This window comes from Streptomyces cinnamoneus (assembly GCF_002939475.1).
GTDB lineage: Bacteria > Actinomycetota > Actinomycetes > Streptomycetales > Streptomycetaceae > Streptomyces > Streptomyces cinnamoneus_A.
Map to the genome: position 1 here is coordinate 1,963,989 of NZ_PKFQ01000001.1, position 23,909 is coordinate 1,987,897.

Genomic DNA, 23,909 nt, shown 5'->3' on the forward strand with positions numbered 1-23,909 from the left:
CCTCACCCGCGAAGGGCCGCGCCGGCAGGCGCACCGGACATCACAGGGGAACCGCCCGCTCCTGCGCTCCGTCCAAGCGGCGTCCCCTTCCCGGGGGATGCGGCAGTACATCTTTTTGAGCGGAGCGAAGGAGCGATGCGGTGAGCACCGAGGGCGGCACTCCGGGCGGCACCCCCGGCAAACGGCGGCGGAAGCACTCACCGCTGGCGGTGGCATCGGTGGCGGCGGCGGTGCTGCTCGCCGGGGGCGGCGGCGCGTACTGGGCGTCGACGGCGTCGGACGGTGGCGGTGGCGGTGGCGGTGGCGGCGAGCCGGGCACGTCCGCCGCCGACTCCTCTCCCCCGCCGCTGGCGCTGGACGGGTACGGGCGCGCGCCGGGTTCCTCCGGGCCGGGCATCGCGGTGGGCGAGCCGGATCCGGGTGGCGTCCGCTACCGGGCCACGGGGAAGCTGCCCGACGGGCCGCGCACGGCGGCGGTCTACCTGCCCGCGCGCGAGGTGACGCGCGAGGAGGTGGCGGACCTGGCCAAGGCCCTGAACGTGCAGGGCGTGCCCCGGCTCGTGCAGGACACTTGGACGGTGGGCGGTACGCCGGACGCCGCCGGGCCCACCCTGCAGGTGAGCCGGCAGGGGCCGGGCACCTGGTCGTACGCGCGCTACGGCGTTCCGGGCGGCGCGCACTGCGAGCACCCGCCGGGTGCCGGGCCGAAGCGGGAGAGCGGTCCCGCGCCGGGGCCGGGGACCGATGCGGCGGTGCCGGCGTGCCCGTCGTTCCGCGGCTCCCCCGCGCCGGATCCGGGCGCCGCCGGGCCGGTGTCGGAGGAGAAGGCGAAGAGCGTCGCCGCCCCCGTGCTCAAGGCCCTCGGCCAGGGCCGCGCGAAGACCGACGCGCGCGGGGTGCACGGCGCGCTGCGGACGGTGAGCGCCGAGCCGGTGCTGGACACGCTGCCGACCTACGGCTGGCAGACCAGCCTGCAGGTGGGTGCGGACGCGCAACTGACCGGTGGCAGCGGTCAGTTGCAGATGCCGAGGAAGGCCACCGCGTACCCGATGCTGACCGCGCGGCAGGCGCTGGACGAGCTGAACAAGGGCGGCGGCACCGGCCACGCCGGCATCGGCGGCTGCGCGACGCCGGCCCCGCTCGGCGACGGCTCCGAGGACCCCTGCAAGGACAAGCCCGGCAAGCCGGAGCCGGTGGAGGTGGAGGGCGCGGTCTTCGGGCTGTCGGCGCAGTCCGTGGCCGGGCGGTCGGCGCTGGTGCCGTCGTGGCTGTTCACGGCCCGGATCCCGGGCACCCCCAAGGACGGTGCCACGGTCACGGTCGCCCAGCCGGCGGTCGACCCGAAGTTCATCGAGCACCACCCGTCCCCCGGCGGGCCGGGCGGGAGCCCGACGGCCACTCCCCCGCGGTCGGGGCCGGTGCCGGTGGAGTCCTACCGCCTGGACTCCGACGGCAGGAAGCTCACCCTGCACTTCTGGGGCGGGGTGTGCAGCGAGTACGCCGCGTCCGCCGACCAGTCGGGCGCGGCGGTGACGGTCAAGGTCACGGCCACCGAGAAGGAGCCGGGCCGCTACTGCGTGATGATGATCAAGCAGTTCGACACGACGGTGGCGCTGGACGAGCCGCTGGGCGACCGGAAGGTCGTGGACCTCACCACGGGCGGGCCCGTGCGGCAGCTGCGGGAGAAGTAGCCGCTGCGGAACGCGCGAGGGCGGCACCCCCACGGGGTGCCGCCCTCGCGCACGAGCACGCGTCCAGCCGTCAGCTGAACGAGTCGCCGCAGGCGCAGGAGCCCGTGGCGTTGGGGTTGTCGATCGTGAAGCCCTGCTTCTCGATGGTGTCGACGAAGTCGATCGAGGCGCCGCCCAGGTACGGGGCGCTCATGCGGTCGGTGACGACCTTGACGCCGTCGAAGTCCTTGACGACATCGCCGTCGAGCGAGCGCTCGTCGAAGAAGAGCTGGTAGCGCAGACCGGAGCAGCCGCCGGGCTGGACGGCGACGCGCAGGGCGAGGTCGTCACGGCCTTCCTGCTCCAGCAGGCTCTTGACCTTGGCGGCCGCGGCGTCGGACAGAAGGATGCCGTCGCTCACAGTGGTCTTCTCGTCCTGAACGGACATCTGCTTCACTCCCGGGTTCGGTGCGGGTGCGGACTGCTTGCCTACGCCAGCAACCGCCGTCGTCCCGGAATCATTCCGGGGCCGGACTCGTACTTCCGTCTTTCATGCTCGCACACGCGCGGCCGGATCGGGAATGCGTCACATCGACGCGATCAACATCGTCAAACTGACATGAAGGGGCTATGATAGATAGCGTCAAATTGACGACAAGGCCCGCGGGCCGCCCGCAGAAACAGAAAGGGTGCGTGTCGTGACCACCGCCCAGCCCTTGGATGTCCAGCCCACCCCCCTCGCCCTCCTGCTGCTCGGACGCGAGTCCGACCCCCGGAGCGAGCGCGGCGTGGAGTGCCCCGGCGACCTGCCGGCGGCGTCCGACCCGGACCTGGTGGAGCGCGCCCGCGCGGCCAAGGCGAAGCTCGGGGACAAGGTCTTCGTCCTCGGCCACCACTACCAGCGCGACGAGGTCATCGAGTTCGCGGACGTCACCGGCGACTCGTTCAAGCTGGCGCGCGACGCGGCGGCCCGGCCGGACGCCGAGTACATCGTCTTCTGCGGCGTGCACTTCATGGCCGAGTCCGCGGACATCCTCACCACCGGCGACCAGCAGGTCGTCCTGCCGGACCTGGCCGCGGGCTGCTCGATGGCCGACATGGCCACCGCCGAGCAGGTCGCCGAGTGCTGGGACGTGCTGACCGAGGCCGGCATAGCCGAGGTGACCGTCCCGGTCTCCTACATGAACTCCTCCGCCGACATCAAGGCCTTCACCGGCAAGCACGGCGGCACCATCTGCACCTCCTCCAACGCCGAGCGGGCGCTGACCTGGGCCTTCGAGCAGGGCGAGAAGGTGCTCTTCCTGCCCGACCAGCACCTGGGCCGCAACACCGCCGTCCGCGACCTGGGCATGTCCCTGGAGGACTGCGTCGTCTACAACCCGCACAGGCCGAACGGCGGTCTGACCGCCGAGGAGCTGCGCGGCGCCAAGATGATCCTCTGGCGGGGCCACTGCTCCGTGCACGGCCGCTTCTCGCTCGACTCGGTCAACGACGTGCGCGAGCGCATCCCGGGCGTCAACGTCCTGGTCCACCCCGAGTGCAAGCACGAGGTCGTCGCGGCGGCGGACTACGTCGGCTCGACCGAGTACATCATCAAGACCCTGGAGGCCGCGCCGGCCGGGTCGAAGTGGGCCATCGGCACCGAGCTGAACCTGGTGCGCCGCCTGGCGAATCGATTCGCCTCCGAGGGCAAGGAGATCGTCTTCCTCGACAAGACGGTCTGCTTCTGCTCGACCATGAACCGCATCGACCTCCCCCACCTGGTGTGGGCCCTGGAGTCGCTGGCCGAGGGCAAGGTCGTCAACCGCATCGAGGTCGACCCCGAGGTCGCGAGCTTCTCCAAGCTGGCGCTGGAGCGGATGCTGGCGCTGCCGTAGCCCGCACCCCGCACACCCCGCTCGTGCCGGGCGGGCCGCCGAGGCGGCCCGTCCGGCACGAGCGCGTTTGGGTCCGCGCGACGGGGGCCGGCCCGTCGGACACCCCCTAGTCCGTCCGCGGCCGGACCAGCCCCGACTCGTACGCCGCGACGACCAGCTGGGCCCGGTCCCGCGCCCCCAGCTTGGCCATCGTCCGGTTCACGTGCGTCTTGACGGTCAGCGGGCTGACCGCGAGCCGCTCCCCGATCTCGTCGTTCGACAGGCCCCCGGCCACGTGCACCAGCACCTCCCGCTCGCGCACGGTGAGCGCGTCCAGCCGGGCCGCCGGGCCCGCCGGGCGCCCGCGCTCCTCGCCCTGCGCGAGGAACGTGGTGATCAGTCCCTTCGTCGCCGCCGGCGACAGCAGCGCCTCGCCCGCCGCGGCCACCCGTATCGCCGCCAGCAGCTCGTCCGGCTCGGCGCCCTTGCCGAGGAACCCCGAGGCGCCCGCCCGCAGCGACTGCACCACGTACTCGTCGACCTCGAACGTCGTCAGCATCACCACCCGCACCGCCGCCAGCGCCGGGTCCGTGCAGATGGCCCGCGTCGCGGCCAGGCCGTCGGTGCCCGGCATCCGGATGTCCATCAGCACCACGTCCGGCACGTGGCGGCGGGCCAGCTCCACCGCTTCGGCGCCGTCCGCCGCCTCCGCCACCACCCGCATGTCCGGCTCCGAGTCCACCAGCACCTTGAACGCGCTGCGCAGTAACGCCTGGTCGTCGGCCAGCAGAACGGTGATCGGCTCAGTCATGGCGCCCAGCCTAGGGTTCGCCGGGGGCCGGGACGGCCGCCTCCGCACGGCTCTGGAGGGGCAGCACGGCCCGGACCTGGAAGCCGGGCGTGCCGCGGCCGCGCGGGCCCGCCTCGCAGGTGCCGCCGAGCGCGACCGCCCGCTCGCGCATGCCGATCAGCCCGTGGCCGCCGGCCGGGCCGCCGATGAGGTCCACGGACGGGCCGTCCCCGCCCCCGGCGCCGTCGTCGAGCACGGTCAGGACCAGGCTCCGGGGGCTGCGCACCACGGCGACCTGGGCCCGGGCGCCGGGCCCCGCGTGCTTGTGCACGTTGGTCAGCGCCTCCTGGAGCACCCGGTAGGCGGTCAGGTCGACGGCCCCCGGCAGCGGCCCGACGACCCCCGCGGCCTCGGCGGCGCTCGCCGAGGCCCCCGGCCCGCCGGGCAGGCTGGAGGCCACGTTCACCTCCACGCGCAGGCCCACCCGGGCGAACCCATCGACGAGCTGGTCCAGCACGCCCAGCCCCGGCGCCGGCTCGGTGGGCGCCTCGGGGTCGCCGTACTGGCGCAGCAGGCCGACCGTGGCGCGCAGCTCCTCCAGGGCCGAGCGGCCGGCCTCGCGGACGTGGGCCAGGGCCTCCTTGGCCTGTTCGGGCCGGCTGTCCATGATGTGCGCGGCGACGCCGGCCTGGACGTTGACCAGGGCGATGTGGTGGGCGACGACGTCGTGCAGCTCACGGGCGATGCGCAGCCGCTCCTCGGCCACGCGCCGCCGGGCCTCCTCCTCGCGCGTGCGCTCCGCCCGCACGGCCCGCTCCTCGATCGCCGCGACGTAGGCCCGGCGGCTGCGGACCGCGTCCCCGGCGGCGCCGGCCATGCCGGTCCAGGCGACCAGGCCGAAGTACTCCTGCGCGTACCAGGGCGGCGGGCCGAAGAGCATGACGGTGCCGGTGAGGGCGGCGACGGTGCCGGCGACGATGCGCCAGGCGGTGGGGCGCTCGGTGCGGGAGGCGACCGTGTAGAGGGCCACCGCCACGGCCAGGGCGACGTGGGTGCGCGGCGGCCCCTCGCGGGGGACGACGGTGACGAGGACCGTGAGGGCGGAGGTGATCGCGACGACGGCGCGCGGTGCGCGGCGGCGTGCCACGAGGGCGGCGCAGGCCGCCGCGGCCGAGAGCAGGAACAGGGCGTCGGGCGGGCGCTGCGGGCCGCCGCGCGGGCTCACGTAGACGCCCAGCAGGATGACCGCCAGGACGGCGGCGGCCGGCAGCGTGTCGGCGGCCAGCGGGTGGGCGCGCAGCCAGCGGTGCGGGCGGGCCAGGCCCGTGGCGGCGAGGGAGGTCATCGCGATCCGATCGACGGCGGTCCGGCCGGGCGGGGTGCGGGGCAAGCGTGGCACGGCGGCCGCCGTGCGACGCGGCGGCGCCCCCGCACGGAGGGTGACGGGGGCGGGACGCGCGCCGGACGGCCGGGCCGGCCGGAAGGGAGCGGCTCAGCCGGGGATGAGGCCGTCGTCGCTGAGCATCGCGCGGACCTCCGCGAGGGAGGCGTCGGGGGCGGGCAGGATCAGCTCGGAGGGTTCCAGGGCGTCGTCGGGCAAGGGGGTGCCCAGCCGGCGCACCGCCTCCAGCAGGGCCCCCAGGGTGCGGCGGAAGCCTTCCTCGTCACCGCTCTCCATCTCGTCGAGCAGTTCGTCGTCCAGCTTGTTCAGCTCGGTGAAGTGGCTGTCGGCCAGCTTCACCTGTCCCTCCCCCATGATCCGTACGATCATGACGTCTCCCAGGCTCGTGGTCGGCTCTGCTCGTCGGGCTCTGCTCGTCGGGTCGGCGCTCGGGGCAGACGCTCGTGGCCGGCGCACTGGAACTGCGCCGCCCGCTCGCGTGGTGCCGGTCAGCCCTTGTCGAAGCGGTGCTGGTTGTGCTGCTGCTCGCCGGCCTGCCCCGCGGCGCCGCCCTCGATGGCCGGCTTCTGGCCGCCGCCCGACAGCTCCGCCTTCATCCGCTGGAGCTCCAGCTCCACGTCCGAACCGCCGGAGATGCGCTCCAGCTCGGCGGTGAGGTCGTCCTTGGCCATGCCGGTCGGGTCGTCGAGCGCGCCCGAGGCGAGCAGCTCGTCGATGGCGCCGGCGCGGGCCTGCAGCTGGGCCGTCTTGTCCTCGGCGCGCTGGATGGCCATGCCGACGTCGCCCATCTCCTCGGAGATGCCCGAGAAGGCCTCGCCGATCCGGGTCTGGGCCTGGGCCGCCGTGTACGTGGCCTTGATCGTCTCCTTCTTCGTGCGGAAGGCGTCGACCTTCGCCTGGAGGCGCTGGGAGGCGAGCGTGAGCTTCTCCTCCTCGCCCTGGAGGGTCTGGTGCTGGGTCTCCAGATCGCTGACCTGCTGCTGGAGCGCGGCCCGCCGGGTGAGCGCCTCGCGGGCGAGGTCCTCCCGGCCGAGTGCCAGCGCCTTGCGGCCCTGGTCCTCCAGCTTGGACGACTGGCTCTGGAGCTGGTTGAGCTGGAGCTCCAAGCGCTTGCGGGACGTCGCCACGTCGGCGACGCCGCGGCGCACCTTCTGCAGCAGTTCGAGCTGCTTCTGGTACGAGTAGTCGAGGGTCTCGCGCGGGTCCTCGGCCCGGTCCAGGGCCTTGTTGGCCTTCGCGCGGAAGATCATCCCCATCCGCTTCATGACACCGCTCATGGGCCTCGCGCGCCCCCTTCTGACCGAAATAGATCGGGCTTAGGCTCCACCACAACTATCAGAACCCACAGTACGGGCCCTGCTTCCATTACCGCACTGTTCGGGCTCCTATGCGCTCCTCCTGCAGGACGATCAGGAAGCCGCTCCCTCCGGCGCAAGGAGTAGAAGGCACCCCAGGGGCGCCCCGCGGCGGAGGGCGGCGGACGGCCGTTGTCGTATCGTGCCCGGCCGGGCTGGGGCAGAAGGTCCCAAGCCCGTACCCTTGGGTCCCGTGTTCCGAAGCCGTTCCAAGGAAGAGCGGTCCGCCAAGGTCAACGAAGCCGTGACCCCGGACCAGCCGAAGCAGCCCCGTGACCCGCAGGCCCCCAAGGGCCGCCCGACCCCCAAGCGCAGCGAGGCCAACTCGCAGCGCCGTTCCCAGGCCGCCGCACCGGCCAACCGCAAGGACGCGGCCAAGCGTTCGCGCGAGGCGCGCCGCGCCGACCTCGCCCGTCAGCGGGAGGCCCTGGCCAGCGGGGACGAGCGGTACCTGCCCGCCCGCGACAAGGGCCCGGTGCGCTCCTTCGCGCGGGACTACGTCGACTCCCGTTACTCGGTGGCGGAGTTCTTCCTGCCGCTGGCCGTGCTGATCCTCATCCTGAGCATGGTCAACCGGGGTCAGTTCCAGACCTACGTGCTGCTGCTGTGGATGATCGTGATCGCCCTGATCGTGATCAACTCCGTGATCACGGGTCTCACCCTCAAGCGTGCCCTCGCCCAGCGCTTCCCCGGCGAGAACGTCCGGGGCGCCGTCCCGTACGCGCTCATGCGCACCCTCCAGGTCCGCCGTCTGCGCCTGCCCAAGCCGAAGGTCAAGCGCGGGGAGCGACCCTGAGCGCCCTCTCACCGGGCTTCGGGGGCGGCGCCGAGGGGTGGCTGAGGGGGCTCGGGGGGCTGCGGAACACCGTCCGCCAGGAGCTGGTCGCCCGGCAGGTGGACGAGCAGATAGCGGCGCGCTTCCCCGTGGGCCGGCGGCTGCGCGTCCTCGACGTCGGCCCCGGCCAGGGCACGCAGGCGCTGCGGCTGGCCCGGGCCGGCCACGAGGTGACCGGGCTGGAGAGCGACCCGCGGATGCTGGACGCCGTGCGCGGGGCGCTGGCCGGCGAGCCCGAGGGCATCCGCGAGCGCGTCCGGCTGGTCGAGGGGGACGGCCGCGAGGCCGGCGCCCACTTCCTGCCGGGCGCCTTCGACGTCGTGCTGTGCCACGGCGTCCTGATGTACGTGCCGGAGCCGGACCCGATGCTCGCCGGGCTGGCGCGCGTGCTCGCCCCGGGCGGGCTGCTGTCGCTGCTCGTGCGCAACGCCGACGCGCTGGCCATGCGGCCGGGCCTGGCCGGCGACTGGGACACCGCCCTGGCGGCCTTCGACTCCCCCGCCTACACCAACCGGATCGGGCTGGAGGTACGGGCGGACCGCCGGGAGACCCTGACGGCCACCCTGGCCGGGATCGGGGCACCGCTGCACGCCTGGTACGGCGTGCGCGTCTTCTGCGACCTCGCGCCCGACGAGGCGCCGCCGCCCTCCGGCGCGGAGCTGGAGCGCCTGCTCGCCGCCGAGGACCGGGCGGGCCGCACCGACCCCTACCGCGCGGTGGCGGCGCTGCTGCACCTGTGCGGGGTGCGGGGCGGCTGACCGGAGCGGGCCGGGCCCGTCACGTCCACGGACCCGGCCGGCACACCGGCCCTCAGCCCTCGGCCGCGGCGTGCAGGCTCATCGGGCCGTAGATCTCGGTGTCGTCCTCGAACAGCCGGATCTGGTCCACACCGCCGTCCATGAGGGCGCGCCACACCTCGCCGACCCAGGACTCCGCGTCCCCCTGCGTCGTGAACTCCTCCGGCTCCACGGCCGGGGCGACCTCCGTGCCGTCGGCCTTCTCGAACCGCCACGTCCACACCATGTCCGCCTCCTGGGGCTGCTGGTTCCCACGTCGTCCCGCGCTACGCGTCGTTCGGAGTGTCCTGCGACCGAAGCCTAACGGGCCGTGACGGACGAGAAAGGGTGAGCCCCGCGCGCCCGCCGCCCGCCGACGCGAGACGATCAGTGGGTGGAACTGACTCTCCTCGGCACCGGGGCCCCCGAGGGGCTGCCGCGCCCCGGCTGCCCCTGCGCCTCCTGCGCCACCGCGACCGGTGACGACGCGCGGGCGGCGACCGCCCTGCTCGTGGACGACGCCCTGCTGCTGGACCTCACGCCCGGGCCGGCCTTCGCCGCGGCCCGCGCCGGGCGGTCCGTCGCCGGGGTGCGGCAGGTGCTGCTCTCGCACCCGCACGACGGGCCCGCCGTGGAGTTCCCGGCCGGGCTGCCCACGCCGGTGCGGGTGCCGGACGGGCGTGAGCTGTCGGTGATCAGCGGGCACCGGGTGCGGGCGGTGGCCCTGGACGCGCCCGGCACGGGCTACGAGGTGACGGGCCCCGATGGGGAGCGGCTGCTGTACCTGCCGCCGGGCGGCGCGCCCGCCGGGATGTCCGGTGCGCCGGGCCCGTACGCGATGGTGCTGCTCGACGCGGTGGGACGGCCGGACGCCCTGGCCCGCCTGCGGGAGACGGGCGCGGCCGGGCCGACGACGGACGTCGTCGCGGTGCACCTCGACCACGACACTCCGCCGGGCCGCGAGCTGCACCGGCGGCTGGCCGCGGTGGGGGCCCGGGCGGTGCCGGACGGCACCACGCTCGTCGTCGGCGACTTCCACGCCGTGCCGGATGTGCCGCGGCGGACGCTGGTGCTGGGCGGGGCCCGCTCGGGCAAGTCGGTGGAGGCCGAGCGGCGGCTGGACGCCTTCCCCGGCGTGCTCTACGTGGCCACCAGCGGCTCCCGCGAGGGCGACCTCGACTGGGCGGCGCGGGTGGCCCGCCACCGCGAGCGCCGCCCCGGCTCCTGGCGCACGGCGGAGACCTGCGACCTGGTCCCGCTGCTGGCGGCGGACGGTCCGCCGCTGCTGATCGACTGTCTGGCGCTGTGGCTGACCGACGCGATGGACTCCGTCGGGGCGTGGGACGACGCCACCTGGCACAACGGCGGGGCGGCGGCGCTGGCCGGGCGGGTGGCGGAGCTGGTGGCGGCGATACGGGCCACGCCGCGCACCGTGGTGCTGGTGAGCAACGAGGTGGGCTCGGGCGTGGTGCCCGCGACGGCGTCGGGGCGGCGCTTCCGGGACGAGCTGGGGCGGCTGAACGCCATGGTCGGGGACGAGTGCGAGCACGTGGTGCTGGTGGTCGCGGGACAGGCGCTGCCGCTGCGCGGGTGAGACCGCCGCGACGCGGCGGCCCCGGGAGCGCCCCGGCGCCCCACGGGCCCCGCCCCGCACCGGGGATACCGTCACCTCGCGCGGGTAGTGTTTCGCGGATGAGCGGTCTGAATCTTGATGACTTCGCCACGCTGATCGAGCGCCCCGACTCCGGTGTGCGCCGGGACGCCGAGGAGCGGCGGGAGCGGATCGGGCCGCGGCCCGGCGCCCTGGGGCGGCTGGACGAGCTCGGCGAGTGGCTCGCCGCCGCCCAGGGGGCGGTGCCGGTGAAGCCGGTGACGCGCCCCAAGGCGGTGCTGTTCGCCGGCGACCACGGCGTCGCGGAGCTGGGTGTCTCGGGCGGCCCGGCGGAGGGCGCGCGGACGCTCGTGCGCGCGGCGCTCGACGGCCTCGGCACCGGCGCGATCCTGGCCCGGCGGGCCGGCGTGGAGCTGCGCGTCGTGGACATGTCGCTGGACTGCGACCCGGCCGACCTGCCCGGGGACGTCACGCGGCACCGGGTGCGGCGCGGTTCGGGCCGGATCGACGTCGAGGACGCGCTGACCGCCGAGGAGGCGGAGCGGGCGTTCCGCGCCGGGATGGCGGTGGCCGACGAGGAGGCCGACTCGGGCACGGACCTCGTGGTCCTCGGTGACCTGAGCGTCGGCGGCACCACCGCCGCGGGGGTCCTGATCGCCGCGCTGTGCGGGACGGACGCCTCCGTGGTCACCGGGCGGGGCGGCTTCGGTATCGACGACCTGGCGTGGATGCGCAAGTGCGCGGCGATCCGCGACGCGCTGCGCCGGGCCCGCCCGGTCCTGGGCGACCAGCTCCAGCTGCTGGCGGCCGTGGGCGGCGCGGACCTCGCGGCGATGACGGGCTTCCTGCTCCAGAGCGCCGTGCGCCGCACCCCGGTGATCCTCGACGGCGTGGTCTGCGCCGCGGCCGCGCTGGTGGGCCAGCGGGTGGCGTTCCGGGCCCCGGACTGGTGGCTGGCGGGGCAGGCGGCCGGCGATCCGGCCCAGGCGAAGGCGCTGGACCGGATGGCGCTCAACCCTCTCCTCGATCACGGCGTCACTGTGGGCGAGGGGACAGGGGCGCTGCTGGCTCTGCCGCTGGTGCAGGCGGCCGCGGCCCTGGCGGCGGAACTCCCCGAGCACGCCTGACGGCGGACGGACGGCCGGTGGCCGGGCACGTCGTGAGCGCACGGAATCCCGCCGCACATGGGCCCCATATGATCAATTTTCATGGGAGAAGTCCGTTTGACTCCGGATGAGAGCGTCCGCGACGGCGTCTGGCAGCGGCGTGCCGCCGGCTTCGCCGTGTGGTACCTGCGCGTCGTCACGTTCATCAATCTGCTCGGCGCGGTCTGGGTGTCCTTCGGGACGGACATCCGCCGCCACAACGTCGAGGAGTTCTTCACCCCCTACCTGCTGGCGGCGGGCTTCTCGCCGGCGCTGGTGTCGCTGTTCATGGCGATCACCCTGCGCCGGCGCAAGCGGGCCGCGTGGATCCTCAACCTGGTGCTGGCCGGGCTGCTGCTGCTCCTGCTGGCCTTCGTGATGGCCTTCCCCGAGTTCCGGCGGCACGGCCTGAACTGGATCTCGCTGGTGCTCACGGCCCTGTTCGTGACCGCGCTGCTGGTGGGCCGGCGGGAGTTCTACGCCAAGGGGGACCGGTCCAACCCCAAGCTGGCCTCGGCCGTCGCGGCGGGCGGCCTGCTGGTCACCTCGCTGATCGCCGCCGGCCTGGTCACCGTCACCAACGAGGCCACCGACGAGCAGCGGTCCACCTTCCTCGACCGCTGGCACTACGGCGTGATGCGGCTGATCTCGATCGCCGCCGACGACTCGCGCTACGCGGGCATCGCCCCTCCCGGCTGGGTCGACGTCGTCATCAACGTGATGAGCACGGTCCTGCTGATCCTCGTCGTCTTCGCGGCCTTCCGCTCCCGCCGGGCCACCGACCCGCTCACCGCCGAGGACGAGACGCGCCTGCGCGGCCTGCTCGACCGGTGGGGCGACCGGGACTCGCTCGGCTACTTCGCGCTGCGCCGCGAGAAGAGCGTCATCTGGTCCCCCTCCGGCAAGGCGGCGGTCACCTACCGCGTCCTCGGCGGCGTCTCCCTGGCCTCCGGCGACCCCATCGGCGACCCCGAGGCCTGGCCCGGGGCCATCGAGCCGTGGCTGACCCAGGCGCGCGAGCACGGCTGGATCCCCGCCGTCATGGGCGCGAGCGAGGAGGGCGGCACGATCTACGCCCGGCACGGCCTGGACGCCCTGGAGCTGGGCGACGAGGCCATCGTGGACACCGCCGAGTTCACCCTCGACGGCCGGGCGATGCGCACCGTGCGCCAGGCCTACAACCGCGTCAAGCGCGCCGGTTACACCGTCACCGTGCGGCGGCACGAGGACATTCCCGAGCCGGAGATGGCCGAGCTGCTGCGCCGCGCCGACGACTGGCGCGACGGCGCGACCGAGCGCGGCTTCTCCATGGCGCTGGGCCGTCTCGGCGACCCGGACGACGGCCGCTGCGTGATGCTCGAGTGCCACGACGCCGAGGGCCGGCTGCGGGCCCTGCTCAGCTTCGTGCCGTGGGGCCCCAAGGGGCTGTCGCTGGACCTGATGCGCCGTGACCGGGACTCGGAGAACGGCCTGATGGAGTTCATGGTCATCGAACTGCTCCAGCGGGCCGTGTCGCTGGGCGTCACCCAGGTGTCGCTGAACTTCGCGATGTTCCGCTCGGTCTTCGAGCGCGGCTCCAAGCTGGGCGCCGGCCCGGTGCTGCGGATGTGGCGCTCGCTGCTCAGCTTCTTCTCCCGCTGGTGGCAGATCGAATCGCTCTACCGAGCAAATGCGAAATACCGTCCCATCTGGGAGCCTCGTTTCATGCTGTTCGAGAAGAGCAGTGACCTGCTGAGGATCGGCGTCGCCGGCGCCCGGGCCGAGGGCTTCCTGGAGGCCCCCGGCCTGCCCAAGTGGCTCAACCGCAAACACCTGGAGAGCCGGCGATGAACCGCGCGGCGCTGCTCCGCGCCGCGCGCACCGAATGGGGCCCGCTCTATACGGCCGTGTGGGGGACGTTCGCCCGCGAACGGCTGAGGGCGGTCCCCATGACCCTCACGGCCGTGGCCCTCACCGCGGTCTTCCAGATCGTCCAGAACCAGCCCTGGGGCTTCCAGCCCGTCCAGCGGATCGGCTCGGTCCAGGCCCAGCTGCCGTGGTGGCTCGCCCTGCTGCGCACCCCCCTGTCGCTGTTCGTCCCCGCACTGGACCTCCCGGTGTGGGGGGCGCTGGCGCAGCTCCTGCTCGTCTTCGGGATCGCCGAGGCGTGCCTGGGCATGGGGCGCACCCTGGCCGTCGGCTACCTCGCCACCCTGGCGGGGACGATGTACGCCCGCCTCGCCATCGCCATCGGCCCCGCCTCCCTCCTGGGACTGCCGCCGGAGGCCGCCAAGGTGATCGACACCGGCCCGTCGGCGGCGGTCGTGGGCCTCGCGGTCTACGTCTCCTGGCGCTACCGCGCCTGGTTCACCTGCGGCCTGGTGGTGCTGGCCATGGTCGGCGAGGCGCTCGTCAAGCCCAACCTCGCCGGCAAGGAGCACATCGCCGCCGTCGCGGCGATGCTCGTGGCGTGCGGCGCCGACGAGGTCCGCCGGCGCCACAAGCCCCGCCGGGACGCCCACCGGGAGCGGGATCAGCGGTCGGGGGCGCCCGCCACCAGGTCGTGAAGCCGGTTCCGCACCGCCGCCCAGCGCGCGTCGTGCCGGTAGGCGCGCACGCGCGACCGGCGCCGGGCCCGGGGCCTGTTGCGGTAGAAGCGCCGCGCCCACGGGGAGCCCGGCCGGGCCAGCCGCACCGCTCCGACCAGGGCCACGAACGGCACCACGGCCCCGATCAGGGCCATCCGCGGCTTGCCCTTCGCCAGGGCGAACAGCGCGATCAGGAAGTTGACCGACACGTTCGCGACCACGATGCCCCGGTCGTGCAGCTCGTCCGGCGTCAGCTCGTTGACGCCGAACGGCAGGAAGCCGGCGAGCAGCAGCGTCACCAGCGCCGCCGTCAGCACCACGATCTCCACGCTCTTGCGGCCCTGCTCGGTCCAGTACACGTCGTCCAGGTGCAGGACCAGCGCGAACTCGTCCAGCACCAGCCCGGCGCCCGCCCCGAACAGCACGGCCGAGACGGCCGCCCCCACGCCGTGCTGCCCCTCGGCGACGGCCCCGAAGCCGCCCACCACCATCAGCACCACGCCGGGCACCACGTGGTGCACGTGCAGCCCGCCCGGCCGGATGTTGCGGAAGGGCCCCCGCCCGGCCCGGATGAGGCGGGTGATGACGCGGGTGACGAGAAAGGTGAGCACGAAGGAGGTGAGCGCCAGCAGGAGCGGCAGCTTGCCCGGGTCGACGATGTTCCGTGCCAGCCAGTGACCCATGTTCCGCTCCCGCGTCGTGCCTCCCGGCCAACGTACTGCCGGAACCGGCCCGATACCCTGCCCGCGATGACCGACACGACCTCCGCCCGGCCCACCCCCGGCGACGCCCTGCGCTTCGCCTTCGGCACCCTGACGGTGCTGCCGGTGCGGCTGACCCGGTGGGACCGCCCCGCCGCCCGCGGCGGGATGCTCGCGGCCCCCCTGGCCGGGCTCGTCGTGGGCTTCTGCGCCGCCGCCGTCGGCACGCTGTTCCTGTTGCTGGGCGCCGGTTCGCTGCCGGCCGCCGTGGCCACCGTCGCCGTGCCGGCCGTGCTCACCCGGGCCCTGCACCTGGACGGGCTGGCCGACGTCGCCGACGGACTGGGCAGCGGCAAGCCCGCCGAGGACGCGCTGCGCGTCATGAAGCGGTCCGACATCGGCCCGTTCGGCGTCGTCGCCCTCCTGCTGACCCTCCTCGGCCAGGTCGCGGCGCTCGACAGCCTGTACGGCCGGAGCGCGACGGCCGGGGCCCTCGGGGCCATCACCGCCGCCCTCGCCGCCCGCTGCGCCCTGACGCTCGCCTCCCGCGCCGGGGTGCCGGCCGCCCGGCCGGAGGGGCTGGGCGCGGCCGTGGCGGGAACGGTGCCCCTGCCGGCCGCGCTGACCGCCACGGCGCTTTCGGCCGGCGCGGCCGCGGCCGCGGGCGCGCTCCTCGGCCGGTACGGCGCGGTGCACGGCGCGGTGGCCGTGCTCCTCGCGCTGGGCGCCGGCGAGCTGATGCTGCGTCACTGCCGGCGCAGGTTCGGCGGCGTCACCGGAGACGTCTTCGGCGCCCTGGCCGAAACCGCCGGCACCGTCGCCCTCCTCGCCCTGACCCTGGGCTGAGCGCCCCGGCGGGGATACGCTCTCGCGTGCCGGACGGCCCGGCCCCGGGCGACGGATGCATGACGCATACGATGGCGCAGGGTGCGGCCGGCCCATCACCCCCAGCGGCCGAGGAACTCGACGGAAGTAGGGACACCCACCACCGTGACTGCTCTGACTCTCAGCACCTCCAGCGCGGCGACGCTGCGCGCGGACGCCGTCGTCGTCGGCGTGGCCAAGGGCCCGAAGGGACCCGTCGTCGCCCCCGGCGGCGAGGCCGTCGACAACGCCTTCGACGGAAAGCTGGCGACCGTCCTGGAGACCCTCGGCGCCTCCGGCGGCGAGGGCGAGGTGACCAAGCTGCCCGCCGCCGCCGGCATCAAGGCGCCGGTCGTGCTGGCGGTCGGCCTCGGCGACCTGCCCGCCGACGGCGACGGCTTCGCCGAGGAGGCGCTGCGCCGCGCCGCGGGCGTCGCCGCCCGCACGCTGACCGGCACCAAGAAGGCCGCGTTCGCGCTGCCCGTCCCGGACGCGGAGTCCGTCGCGGCCGTCGGCGAGGGCGTCGTCCTCGGCGCGTACGCCTTCACGGCCTACCGGGGCACCGCGGGCAAGAGCGGGAAGGGCGCCAAGAACGACAAGTCCGCCCCGCTCGCCGAGGCGACGATCCTGGGCGCCAAGCCCCGCGACAAGGCGTCCAAGGCCGCCGTCGAGCGGGCCCAGGCCGTGGCCGCCGAGGTCAACCGCGCCCGCGACCTCGTCAACATGCCCTCCAACGACCTCAACCCCAAGGCCTTCGCCGCCCACACCCAGGCCGCGGCCAAGGAGTTCGGCCTCAAGGTCGAGGTGCTGGACGAGAAGGCGCTGCTCAAGGGCGGCTTCGGCGGCCTCATGGGCGTCGGCCAGGGCTCGGACAACCCGCCGCGCCTGGTGCGCGTCGCCTACACCCACCCCAAGGCGGCCAAGACCCTGGCCCTGGTCGGCAAGGGCATCACCTACGACTCGGGCGGCATCTCGCTGAAGCCGGCCGGCCACAACGAGACCATGAAGTGCGACATGGCCGGCGCCGCCGCCGTCCTCGCCGCCGTCGTGGCCGTCGCCCGGCTCGGCCTGGAGGTCAACGTCACGGGCTGGCTGGCCCTCGCGGAGAACATGCCCTCCGGCAACGCCACCCGTCCGGGCGACGTGCTGCGCATGTACAGCGGCAAGACCGTCGAGGTGCTCAACACCGACGCCGAGGGCCGGCTGGTCCTGGCCGACGCCCTCACCCGCGCCTCGGAGGAGAACCCGGACGCGATCGTGGACGTCGCCACCCTCACGGGTGCCATGGTCCTCGCGCTCGGCAACCGCACCTTCGGTGTGATGGCGAACGACGACGCGTTCCGCACCTCGCTGTACGAGATCGCCGAGGAGGTCGGCGAGCAGGCCTGGCCGATGCCGCTCCCCGCCGACCTGCGTAAGAGCATGGACTCCCCGGTCGCCGACATGGCCAACATGGGCGAGCGCATGGGCGGCGGCCTGGTCGCCGGCCTCTTCCTCCAGGAGTTCGTGGGCGAGGGCATCACCTGGGCCCACCTGGACATCGCGGGCCCGGCCTTCCACGAGAGCGCCCCGTACGGCTACACCCCCAAGGGCGGCACCGGCTCCGCGGTCCGCACGCTGGTGCGGCTGGCCGAGCGCACCGCCGCCGGCGACCTGGGCTGAGGTCGATTCGCGCCGTATGGACCGGGGTGCGACCCGGTCCGTACGGCGTGCGTTCGCTCTCGACGAAACCTCAACGTCAACGCGGGCTCCTACGCGCGAGTAACCCTCGAAGGTGACGCATCCGTCGTCCCTCAGCCCGGCCCGGCGTCCCGCCGCCCGTCAACAAGTGCGAAGATGTTGTCTCGGCAGGACAGGGCCCCCTTAAACACAGGGCCGACCAAAAGCGGCCGAAAGACAGCCGCCGCCCGGTCATCGACGACCGGCTCCGGCGTACCCATGCATGGAGGACGTGACGTGGCGAACGACGCCAGCACCGTTTTCGACCTAGTGATCCTCGGAGGCGGTAGCGGCGGTTACGCCGCTGCCCTGCGTGGAGCGCAGCTGGGTCTCGACGTCGCCCTGATCGAGAAGGACAAGCTGGGCGGCACCTGCCTGCACCGCGGCTGCATCCCCACCAAGGCTCTGCTGCACGCGGGCGAGGTCGCCGACCAGGCTCGCGAGGCCGAGCAGTTCGGTGTCAAGGCCTCCCTGGAGGGCATCGACATCGCGGGCGTCCACAAGTACAAGGACGACGTGATCTCGGGCCTGTACAAGGGTCTGCAGGGCCTGGTCGCCTCGCGCAAGGTCACCTACATCACCGGTGAGGGCCGCCTGTCCTCCCCCACGTCCGTCGACGTGAACGGTGAGCGCGTCCACGGCCGCCACGTCCTGCTGGCCACCGGCTCCGTGCCGAAGTCGCTGCCGGGCCTGACCATCGACGGCGACCGCGTCATCTCCTCCGACCACGCCCTGGTCCTGGACCGCGTGCCGAAGTCCGCGATCGTGCTGGGCGGCGGCGTCATCGGCGTCGAGTTCGCCTCCGCGTGGAAGTCCTTCGGCGTCGACGTCACCATCGTCGAGGCGCTCCCCCACCTCGTCCCGGTCGAGGACGAGAACAGCTCCAAGCTGCTGGAGCGCGCCTTCCGCAAGCGCGGCATCAACTTCTCCCTCGGTTCGCGCTTCTCCGGCGTGGAGTACACCGCCGACGGCGTGAAGGTCTCGCTGGAGAACGGCAAGACCTTCGAGGCCGAGCTGCTGCTCGTGGCCGTCGGCCGCGGCCCGGTCTCCCAGGGCCTGGGCTACGAGGAGGCCGGCGTCGCGATGGACCGCGGCTACGTCCTCGTCGACGAGTACATGCAGACCAACGTGCCGACCATCTCGGCCGTCGGTGACCTCGTCCCGACCCTCCAGCTCGCGCACGTCGGCTTCGCGGAGGGCATCCTGGTTGCGGAGCGTCTGGCCGGGCTCAAGCCCGTGCCGGTCGACTACGACGGCGTGCCCCGCGTCACGTACTGCCACCCGGAGGTCGCCTCGGTCGGCATCACCGAGGCGAAGGCCAAGGAGCTGTACGGCGCCGACAAGGTCGTCGCTCTGAAGTACAACCTCGCCGGCAACGGCAAGAGCAAGATCCTGAAGACCGCGGGCGAGATCAAGCTCGTCCAGGTGCGGGACGGTGCCGTGGTCGGCGTCCACATGGTCGGCGACCGTATGGGTGAGCAGGTCGGCGAAGCCCAGCTGATCTACAACTGGGAGGCGCTGCCGGCCGAGGTCGCGCAGCTCATCCACGCGCACCCGACGCAGAACGAGGCTCTCGGTGAGGCCCACCTGGCCCTGGCCGGCAAGCCGCTGCACTCGCACGACTAAGTCCCGAGCGCACCACCATCCGCACTAACCGTAAGGAGCAACCGCAATCATGGCGGTTTCCGTAACCCTGCCGGCGCTCGGCGAGAGCGTGACCGAGGGCACCGTCACCCGATGGCTCAAGGCCGAGGGTGAGCGCGTGGAGGCCGACGAGCCGCTGCTCGAGGTCTCCACCGACAAGGTCGACACCGAGATCCCGGCCCCCGCGGCCGGCATCCTCGCCCACATCAAGGTGGCCGAGGACGAGACGGTCGAGGTCGGCGCCGAGCTCGCCGTCATCGACGACGGCACCGGCGCCCCGGCCCCGGCTGCGGCTCCGGCCGCCGCCGAGGCCCCCGCCGAGGCCCCCGCGGCCGAGGCCCCCGCGGCCGAGGCCCCCGCTGCTCCGGCTCCGGCCGCCGAGGCGCCCGCCGCCCCGGCCGGCGGCGCCTCCGGCACCGACGTCGTGCTGCCCGCCCTGGGCGAGTCGGTCACCGAGGGCACCGTCACCCGCTGGCTGAAGGAGGTCGGCGAGGAGGTCACCGAGGACGAGCCGCTGCTCGAGGTCTCGACCGACAAGGTCGACACCGAGATCCCGGCCCCGGCCTCCGGTGTGCTGCTCGAGATCCTCGTCGGCGAGGACGACGTCGCCGAGGTCGGCGCCAAGCTGGCCGTGATCGGCGCCGCCGGTGCGGCTCCGGCCGCCGCCGCGCCCGCCGCCCCGGCCGCCCCCGCCCCCGCCGCCGCCCCGGCTGCTCCGGCTCCGGCCGCTCCGGCTCCGGCCCCCGCCGCCCCGGCCCCGGCCGCCGCCCCGGCTCCGGCCCCGGCTGCTCCGGCTCCGGCCGCCCCGGCCCCCGCGCCGGTGACCCCGGCCGCCGCTCCGGCCGCCGCCCCGGCGGCTGACGGCGCCTACGTCACCCCGCTGGTGCGCAAGCTCGCCGCCGAGTCCGGCGTCGACCTGAGCACCGTCGCGGGCACCGGTGTCGGTGGTCGCATCCGCAAGCAGGACGTCATCGCCGCCGCCGAGGCCGCCAAGGCCGCGGCTCCGGCTCCGGCCGCCGCCCCGGCCGCCGCGGCCGCCCCGAAGGCCCCGGCCCTCGAGGTCTCCCCGCTGCGCGGTCAGACGGTCAAGATGCCGCGCATGCGCAAGGTCATCGCCGACAACATGATGAAGGCGCTGCACAGCCAGGCGCAGCTGAGCTCCGTGGTCGAGGTGGACATCACCAAGATCATGCGGATGCGCAACAAGGCCAAGGACGCCTTCGCCGCCCGTGAGGGCGTCAAGCTGTCCCCGATGCCGTTCTTCGTCAAGGCCGCCGTCCAGGCGCTGAAGGCCCACCCGGTCATCAACGCCCGGATCAACGAGGACGAGAACACCATCACCTACTTCGACTCCGAGAACGTCGGCATCGCCGTCGACTCGGAGAAGGGCCTGATGACCCCGGTCATCAAGGGTGCGGGTGACCTCAACATCGCGGGCATCGCCAAGAAGACCGCGGAGCTGGCCGGCAAGGTCCGCACCAGCAAGATCAGCCCGGACGAGATGTCCGGCGCGACCTTCACGATCAGCAACACCGGCTCGCGCGGTGCGCTGTTCGACACGGTCATCGTGCCCCCGAACCAGGTCGCCATCCTGGGCATCGGTGCCACGGTCAAGCGCCCGGTGGTCGTCGAGACCGCCGAGGGCACGGTCATCGCCGTCCGCGACATGACCTACCTGACGCTCTCCTACGACCACCGTCTGGTGGACGGCGCCGACGCGGCCCGTTACCTGACCGCGGTCAAGCAGATCCTGGAGGCGGCGGAGTTCGAGACCGAGATCGGTCTCTGATCCGCAGGCACTCTGTGCGCGCACAAGGCTGAGGGCGCGGCCCCGGTTCGTATCCGTACGACCGGGGCCGCGCCCTTTGTGCTGCCGCGATAATGCTGTTCCGCCCACCGACGTGGCGAACCCGCCCGCTGAGGAGCACCCATGGCACCACCCGTCGTCCACTCGCTGCGCGACCAGATCCGCGAGCACATCCTGGAGGGGATCGTGAACGGGCGCTGGCAGCCGGGCGAGCGGATCGTGGAGCGGCGGATCGCCGCCGAGCTGCTGGTGAGCCAGACCCCGGTGCGCGAGGCGCTGCGCGAGCTGGAGTCGCTGCGGCTGATCGAGTCCGCCCCCAACAAGGGCGTCCGGGTCCGGGAGCTGACCGCCGCGGACCTCAAGGAGAGCTATCCGGTGCGGGCGGGCCTGGAGCAGGTGGCGGCCGAGCTGGCGGCGGACGCGCTGGCGGGGGACGTCTCGGCGCTGGAGGCCGAGGTGGCCGCGCTCCGGGTGGCCGACCGGGCAGGCGACAGCGAGGCGCAGGCGCGTCACACCGTGGCCTTCCACCGCGCGATCGTCCGGGCCGCGGGCAACGCGGTGCTGCTGCACACCTGGGAGTCGCTGGGCATCGAGGTGTGGACGGCGCTGTCCATCCGCTGGCTGAGCCCCCAGCCACGCGCCCACGCCGAGGACCACGCGGAGATCGTCCGGGCGTTCGAGCGACGGGACCCGAAGATCGGTGAGCTGCTCAGGACGCACGTCCTGAGCTGCGCCCCGCGGGTCTGACCAGGGCTCCGGCGGGCCCGGCCGAGCGGCCGGCGGCCTCGGCCGACACCCGATCTTCACCCCTCCTCCCTGTTTTCCCCCCGGTTTCTCCTCATCTGGCGTTGATCGATCATCGATCAGAGGCGTATCGTCTCCGCCGGAGCCGTCCGCGCGCCCTGTCCTGTGTCGCGGAACGGCTCAGGGGTGACGACAGGACCCCGCGCGTTCATTCGTTGCCCTGACTGGCACGCGGGTTCCTGTCGTCGCGCCCCGCTCCCGCATCATGGGGGGCATGCGTGCGGCCCGGTTGATCAAGTTGGTGCTGCTGCTCCAGTCGCGGGCGTCCACGACGGGCCCGGAGCTGGCGCGGCGGCTGGAGGTCTCGGAGCGCACGGTCGCCCGGGACGTCCTCGCCCTGTCCGAGGCCGGCGTGCCCGTCTACGCCGATCGCGGCCGGGCCGGCGGCTACCGCCTCGTCGGCGGCTACCGCACCCGCCTCACCGGCCTGGACCGCACCGAGGCCGAAGCCCTCTTCCTCTCCGGGGTGCCCTCCGCGCTGCGCGAGATGGGCCTGGCGGACGTCGCCTCCGCAGCGAGGCTCAAGGTGTCGGCCGCGCTGCTGCCCGAACTGAGCGACGCCCCCGCGAGCGCCGCCCAGCGCTTCCACCTCGACGCCCCCGCCTGGTGGCAGTCCGCCGACCCGCCGCCGCTGCTGCCGGCGGTCGCGCGCGCGGTCTGGGACGACCTCCGTCTGACGGCCCGCTACCGGCGCCGCGAGACCGAGGCCGAGCGGGTGCTGGAGCCCTACGGGCTCGTGCTCAAGGGGGGCGTGTGGTACCTGGCGGCCCGCGTGCCGGAGGGTGCCTTCCGCGTCTACCGCCTGGACCGCTTCGTCGCGGCGACGGCCGGCGAGGAGCACTTCGACCGCGAGGAGTCCTTCGACCTGCCGGAGTTCTGGGAGGAGCGGGCCGCCGAGTTCGCCCGCTCGATCCTGCGGGAGACGGTCGGGCTCCGGCTGACCCCCGAGGGGGCGCGGCGGCTGCCGCACGTCACCGACCGCGCCGAGGCGCGTCGGGCGCTGGCCGCGGCGCCGGGGCCCGACGCGCGGCAGCGCGTCACCGTCACGCTGGCGGTGGAGACGCTGGAGGTCGCCTACGACCAGTTGCTGGCGCTGGGGCCCGAGGCGGAGGTGCTGGACCCGCCGGAACTGCGGGACCGCTTCGCCCGGGCGGCGGCGCGGGCTGCCGCGCTCTACGACCGGGACGCGTCCGGCGAGCCCTCCCCCTGACGGACGGGGGGAGGCGCACGCCGTCCCGGTCCTACCGGTACTCCTCCGCCGACGCCTCCTTCCCCCCGAAGACCACGTCCCGGAAGTAGGCCTGGGCGTCCGGTCGCGAGCCGTCCACGTCCGTGAAGCCGTACTCCCGGGCCAGCTCCCCGCTGGAGAGCGACCGCCCGTTCCAGCGGTCCCGCCGCGGATCGGCCGCGAGCGCGGCGACGGCCCGGCCGACGTAGGCGGGCGACTCGGCGATGGCGAAGTGCGGTTCCGCGCTCACCGCGTCCCGCCAGTTCGCCTCCGTCACCCCGAAGTGGTCGAGCATCTGCTCCGAGCGCAGGAACCCCGGAGTGAGCGACACGGCCGTGGCCCCGTACTCCTCCAGCTCCTGGGCCAGCCCGAAGGCCATCCGGATCGGCGCGCACTTGGCGAGGTCGTAGAAGAGGTTCTCCCGGTAGGTCCGGTTGAACTCCTCCGTGCCGTCCGTGACCTCGACGAGCAGCCCGCCGGGCCGGCGGATCAGCAGCGGCGTCAGGAAGTGGCTGGTGATGGCGTGGGTGTCGATGGACAGCCGCAGCATCCGCAGACCCTTGGCCAGGTCGGCCTCCCACACCTTCTTCCCGAACTCGATCAGGTGTTCCCCGCCCCACACGTCGTTGACGAGGACGTCCAGCCGTCCCTGCTCCCCGTCGACGCGCCGGGCCAGGGCCTCGACCGCCGCGGGCTCCAGGTGGTCGGTCGGCACGGCGACGCCGGTGCCGCCGGCGGCGGTCACCAGCTCGGCGGTCTCCTCGACGGTCTCGGCCCGCCCCACCTCGCTGCGCCGCTCGCGCGTCGTGCGCCCCGTGACGTAGACGACGGCGCCCCTCGCCCCCAGCTCGACGGCCATGGCCCGGCCCGCGCCCCGGGTCGCCCCGGCGACCAGCGCGATCCTGCCCTCGAGCGTGCGCCGGCCGGCCCCGGCCGGCTCCTTCTCCTCCCTCGCCGCCGGGTCCTGCGGTGCGGTCACGTTCTCCGATGCGGTCACGACGACGCGTCCTCTCACTCGGTCCTCCTCGGTGCCGCGGACGACCTTCGCACCGAATCCGGACACCTCCTGTCGGGTATGACCGCCACCTCGTCCCAGAGCCACCGGTAACAACACGGCCGCATCCGGTCCCCTCC

The 23,909-nt window shown here is 74.0% G+C and carries 22 protein-coding genes; 14 read left to right on the forward strand and 8 right to left on the reverse strand.

What is annotated here, in order from left to right:
• Nucleotides 1–140: 140 nt before the first annotated feature.
• Nucleotides 141–1,691 carry a hypothetical protein gene (locus CYQ11_RS08130; protein WP_099197463.1) on the forward strand — a complete coding sequence of 517 codons (1,551 nt, stop codon included), beginning with the start codon at nucleotides 141–143 and terminating at the stop codon, nucleotides 1,689–1,691.
• A gap of 70 nt (nucleotides 1,692–1,761) precedes the next feature.
• Here the strand turns inward: CYQ11_RS08130 and erpA are convergent, their stop codons facing one another.
• A complete protein-coding gene (gene erpA, locus CYQ11_RS08135) occupies nucleotides 1,762–2,118 on the reverse strand; it encodes an iron-sulfur cluster insertion protein ErpA (protein ID WP_004946545.1) in 357 nt (118 codons plus the stop codon).
• A gap of 250 nt (nucleotides 2,119–2,368) precedes the next feature.
• On the opposite strand from erpA, the gene nadA reads away from it, so the two are divergent.
• Nucleotides 2,369–3,547 carry a quinolinate synthase NadA gene (nadA, locus tag CYQ11_RS08140; protein WP_181143608.1) on the forward strand — a complete coding sequence of 393 codons (1,179 nt, stop codon included), beginning with the start codon at nucleotides 2,369–2,371 and terminating at the stop codon, nucleotides 3,545–3,547.
• 106 nt (nucleotides 3,548–3,653) lie between these two features.
• Here the strand turns inward: nadA and CYQ11_RS08145 are convergent, their stop codons facing one another.
• The 4 genes from CYQ11_RS08145 to CYQ11_RS08160 all read right to left on the reverse strand — a co-directional run bounded on the left by CYQ11_RS08145 (nucleotide 3,654) and on the right by CYQ11_RS08160 (nucleotide 6,983).
• Complete coding sequence (locus CYQ11_RS08145) at nucleotides 3,654–4,337, reverse strand: response regulator (RefSeq protein WP_099200835.1); 684 nt, start codon at nucleotides 4,335–4,337, stop codon at nucleotides 3,654–3,656.
• A gap of 10 nt (nucleotides 4,338–4,347) precedes the next feature.
• Nucleotides 4,348–5,661: a sensor histidine kinase gene (locus CYQ11_RS08150; protein WP_099200834.1), complete on the reverse strand. Its 1,314-nt coding sequence runs from the start codon at nucleotides 5,659–5,661 to the stop codon at nucleotides 4,348–4,350.
• A gap of 147 nt (nucleotides 5,662–5,808) precedes the next feature.
• Nucleotides 5,809–6,087 (reverse strand): PspA-associated protein PspAA, encoded by a 279-nt coding sequence (gene pspAA, locus CYQ11_RS08155; protein WP_099200833.1) that lies wholly within the window; start codon nucleotides 6,085–6,087, stop codon nucleotides 5,809–5,811.
• 119 nt (nucleotides 6,088–6,206) lie between these two features.
• Nucleotides 6,207–6,983 (reverse strand): PspA/IM30 family protein, encoded by a 777-nt coding sequence (locus tag CYQ11_RS08160; RefSeq protein WP_099200832.1) that lies wholly within the window; start codon nucleotides 6,981–6,983, stop codon nucleotides 6,207–6,209.
• Between the two features lie 283 nt (nucleotides 6,984–7,266).
• Between CYQ11_RS08160 and CYQ11_RS08165 the strand changes: the two genes are divergently transcribed.
• Both CYQ11_RS08165 and CYQ11_RS08170 read left to right on the forward strand, forming a co-directional pair.
• Nucleotides 7,267–7,869 (forward strand): DUF3043 domain-containing protein, encoded by a 603-nt coding sequence (locus CYQ11_RS08165; RefSeq protein WP_099200831.1) that lies wholly within the window; start codon nucleotides 7,267–7,269, stop codon nucleotides 7,867–7,869.
• 41 nt (nucleotides 7,870–7,910) lie between these two features.
• The gene (locus CYQ11_RS08170; protein WP_341533609.1) at nucleotides 7,911–8,666 is read left to right on the forward strand and encodes a class I SAM-dependent methyltransferase; all 756 of its coding nucleotides are present in this window, start codon (nucleotides 7,911–7,913) and stop codon (nucleotides 8,664–8,666) included.
• Between the two features lie 52 nt (nucleotides 8,667–8,718).
• On the opposite strand, the gene CYQ11_RS08175 is transcribed toward CYQ11_RS08170, so the two are convergent.
• Nucleotides 8,719–8,931, reverse strand: a complete 213-nt coding sequence (locus tag CYQ11_RS08175) for a hypothetical protein (RefSeq protein ID WP_099200829.1) — start codon at nucleotides 8,929–8,931, stop codon at nucleotides 8,719–8,721.
• 147 nt (nucleotides 8,932–9,078) lie between these two features.
• Here CYQ11_RS08175 and CYQ11_RS08180 point away from each other — a divergent pair, with 147 nt between their 5' ends.
• The 4 genes from CYQ11_RS08180 (at nucleotide 9,079) to CYQ11_RS29465 (ending at nucleotide 13,987) form a co-directional block, all read left to right on the forward strand.
• Complete coding sequence (locus tag CYQ11_RS08180) at nucleotides 9,079–10,278, forward strand: bifunctional adenosylcobinamide kinase/adenosylcobinamide-phosphate guanylyltransferase (RefSeq protein WP_181143609.1); 1,200 nt, start codon at nucleotides 9,079–9,081, stop codon at nucleotides 10,276–10,278.
• 98 nt (nucleotides 10,279–10,376) lie between these two features.
• A complete protein-coding gene (locus CYQ11_RS08185) occupies nucleotides 10,377–11,423 on the forward strand; it encodes a nicotinate-nucleotide--dimethylbenzimidazole phosphoribosyltransferase (protein WP_099200828.1) in 1,047 nt (348 codons plus the stop codon).
• 81 nt (nucleotides 11,424–11,504) lie between these two features.
• Nucleotides 11,505–13,271: a phosphatidylglycerol lysyltransferase domain-containing protein gene (locus CYQ11_RS08190; protein WP_099200827.1), complete on the forward strand. Its 1,767-nt coding sequence runs from the start codon at nucleotides 11,505–11,507 to the stop codon at nucleotides 13,269–13,271.
• Nucleotides 13,268–13,987 carry a hypothetical protein gene (locus tag CYQ11_RS29465; RefSeq protein WP_181143610.1) on the forward strand — a complete coding sequence of 240 codons (720 nt, stop codon included), beginning with the start codon at nucleotides 13,268–13,270 and terminating at the stop codon, nucleotides 13,985–13,987. The genes CYQ11_RS08190 and CYQ11_RS29465 overlap by 4 nt, the downstream gene beginning before the upstream one ends.
• Here CYQ11_RS29465 and CYQ11_RS08200 read toward each other — a convergent pair.
• The gene (locus CYQ11_RS08200) at nucleotides 13,954–14,691 is read right to left on the reverse strand and encodes a hypothetical protein (protein WP_099200826.1); all 738 of its coding nucleotides are present in this window, start codon (nucleotides 14,689–14,691) and stop codon (nucleotides 13,954–13,956) included. The two genes, CYQ11_RS29465 and CYQ11_RS08200, sit on opposite strands and share 34 nt — an antisense overlap.
• Before the next feature lie 66 nt (nucleotides 14,692–14,757).
• Here CYQ11_RS08200 and CYQ11_RS08205 point away from each other — a divergent pair, with 66 nt between their 5' ends.
• The 6 genes from CYQ11_RS08205 (at nucleotide 14,758) to CYQ11_RS08230 (ending at nucleotide 22,757) form a co-directional block, all read left to right on the forward strand.
• Nucleotides 14,758–15,555 (forward strand): adenosylcobinamide-GDP ribazoletransferase, encoded by a 798-nt coding sequence (locus tag CYQ11_RS08205; protein ID WP_099200825.1) that lies wholly within the window; start codon nucleotides 14,758–14,760, stop codon nucleotides 15,553–15,555.
• A gap of 144 nt (nucleotides 15,556–15,699) precedes the next feature.
• Nucleotides 15,700–17,235: a leucyl aminopeptidase gene (locus CYQ11_RS08210; protein WP_099200824.1), complete on the forward strand. Its 1,536-nt coding sequence runs from the start codon at nucleotides 15,700–15,702 to the stop codon at nucleotides 17,233–17,235.
• A gap of 294 nt (nucleotides 17,236–17,529) precedes the next feature.
• Nucleotides 17,530–18,918, forward strand: a complete 1,389-nt coding sequence (gene lpdA / locus CYQ11_RS08215; RefSeq protein ID WP_099200823.1) for a dihydrolipoyl dehydrogenase — start codon at nucleotides 17,530–17,532, stop codon at nucleotides 18,916–18,918.
• 49 nt (nucleotides 18,919–18,967) lie between these two features.
• Nucleotides 18,968–20,725 (forward strand): 2-oxoglutarate dehydrogenase, E2 component, dihydrolipoamide succinyltransferase, encoded by a 1,758-nt coding sequence (sucB, locus tag CYQ11_RS08220; protein WP_104650974.1) that lies wholly within the window; start codon nucleotides 18,968–18,970, stop codon nucleotides 20,723–20,725.
• Nucleotides 20,726–20,866: 141 nt separating this feature from the next.
• Nucleotides 20,867–21,490 carry a GntR family transcriptional regulator gene (locus tag CYQ11_RS08225; RefSeq protein ID WP_099200822.1) on the forward strand — a complete coding sequence of 208 codons (624 nt, stop codon included), beginning with the start codon at nucleotides 20,867–20,869 and terminating at the stop codon, nucleotides 21,488–21,490.
• A 271-nt stretch (nucleotides 21,491–21,761) separates the two neighbouring features.
• Nucleotides 21,762–22,757, forward strand: a complete 996-nt coding sequence (locus tag CYQ11_RS08230) for a helix-turn-helix transcriptional regulator (RefSeq protein ID WP_099200905.1) — start codon at nucleotides 21,762–21,764, stop codon at nucleotides 22,755–22,757.
• Between the two features lie 31 nt (nucleotides 22,758–22,788).
• Here the strand turns inward: CYQ11_RS08230 and CYQ11_RS08235 are convergent, their stop codons facing one another.
• Complete coding sequence (locus tag CYQ11_RS08235) at nucleotides 22,789–23,676, reverse strand: SDR family oxidoreductase (RefSeq protein WP_240003548.1); 888 nt, start codon at nucleotides 23,674–23,676, stop codon at nucleotides 22,789–22,791.
• Nucleotides 23,677–23,909: the final 233 nt, after the last annotated feature.